Origin of the sequence: Scandinavium manionii (assembly GCF_024764775.1) — a bacterium.
In the GTDB taxonomy this organism is placed as follows: domain Bacteria; phylum Pseudomonadota; class Gammaproteobacteria; order Enterobacterales; family Enterobacteriaceae; genus Scandinavium; species Scandinavium manionii.
In genome coordinates this window covers 1-1,930 of sequence record NZ_JALIGC010000020.1, presented here as the reverse complement: position 1 = coordinate 1,930, position 1,930 = coordinate 1, and the positions used below count along the sequence as shown (strand labels likewise).

Genomic DNA, 1,930 nt, shown 5'->3' with positions numbered 1-1,930 from the left:
CAGGATTACTGTCATCCGGTATCAACTAATAGCGCATACGAATGCACACTAGCACCACTTTTTGCCTTGTACAAGAACACGCGTATCAAACCCGAGAATAAAACTAACATTTCATTGACAATTATCCGGAGAGCCGGGGGGCAACAATGCCCCGTCTGTCTCTATAAATACAGGGCTGCTGTCCTGGCGAATGGGCATTCCATTGGAGCGGCTTCAGACGCCGGGCGGGTGGTTCAGTCTAGCTGTCATCAATGATGATACATTGAACATGATTCTAAATATGCGTACGGCATGCCTGTGAACCCCGCACTTCTCTTCGCATAAACCTCAGGTATCACAACTATCCGTATCGCGGTATCACGCTCATTGTGCTTCAGCAAAACCCACCCCGACAACTGTACTGATCACAGAGGTTGATAACCAAAAATCCGCCGGCAGGAGGGGCAATAAGGCGAATGTCGGAGTTAAAACATACGTCACACTTTTTACATTACCGCAACAGACGTCACCACAATTGTTTGACTTCTGACCAACCAGGTCGTAGCTTCAATTCAGTGCATTGGAATGCATTGCTGGCTTCCAACTCATTGCTCGACCCCTCAGGGTTAAACAAAAGGTGCAATATGAACAGAGTTGTTCCTACAGATGTGAGCTTTGTCTCGGTATCAGAACGGGACATTGCGGCGACGAATAAAATCGCCAGAAAGGCGGTGCGCGCCGCGATGATAGGCAACTTTGTCGAATGGTTCGATTATGGGATCTTCGGCTATATGGCACCAGTTATCGCGACGATATTTTTCCCCAGCGAAGACCGTACCGCTGCGCTGATGATGACCTATGCCGTGCTTGCCATGACCCTGTTTTTCAGGCCACTTGGCGGCATCTACTTCGGACGGATGGCTGATAAGCTCGGACGAAAGAAGGTGCTGGCGACAACCATTCTTATTATGGCAGCAGCGACGGGAGCAGTCGGATTATTACCGACGCACGCCCAGCTGGGCACTCTGGCACCTGTATTGCTGATTCTTTGCCGACTTGTTCAGGGGTTTGCGGCCGGTGGCGAATATGCCGGAGCAGTGACCTTTGTCGTGGAATATGGCCCCCCTAAAAAGCGTGCATTTTATGCAAGCTTTGTTGGCGTGAGTGTTTTTCTCGGATTGTTCGCGGGCTCGGGTCTGGTGGGATATCTTTCGCATGCCTTGCCGTCAGAATCACTGACGTCCTGGGGATGGAGGATCCCTTTTCTGCTCTCGATCCCTGTTGGTGCAATTGGGTTCTATATACGCATGAAGCTTGAGGATACGCCTGAGTTCAAAAAGGTTTTGCAAACCGGGAATGTTGAGTCAGCCCCATTACGGGATGCATTAAGTACACAATGGCGCAATATGGGCATTTTCTTCAGTTTCGCCATCTGCAATGCGGTAGCTTCGTATCTGTTCAGCAGTTATTTGACGACTTATCTTATTGAAGTGGCAAATCACACAAAGCCTGATGCTTTGTTCTCAAATTCAATTGCGCTGGTCGTTCTCTGTTGCATCTTGCCAGCTGGCGGCTTGCTGGCAGACAGGTATGGTCGTAAGCCTATGATCCTGACGGCAAGTATATTTGCAGCCATTATTGCTGTGCCAGCATTTATCATTGCGGGAATGAGTGGTTTCGGTGTTGTGGTTATTGCGCAACTGCTGTTTATGATGATTTTCTTCTTCATTACTCCTTCGGTCACCGTCAGCATGGCAGAAATGTTCCCTGCCTCTGTGCGTGTCACCGCAGGGGCAATATCTTATAACCTGGCCTTTACGTTGTTCGGTGGAACGACACCGTTTATTTCCACTGCACTCGTTGAATTTACCGGGAATAAGCTTGCGCCGGCTTATTATCTGGTTGGCGTTGCATTATTTACTACTGTCGCCGTTGCTCTTTTTTATCGGGA

The 1,930-nt window shown here is 49.1% G+C and carries 1 protein-coding gene; it reads left to right on the top strand.

Annotated features, from left to right (window positions below):
• Positions 1-623: 623 nt before the first annotated feature.
• Positions 624-1,930: MFS transporter (locus MUU51_RS00125; protein ID WP_159777032.1), on the top strand; the 1,307-nt coding region annotated here is incomplete at its 3' end.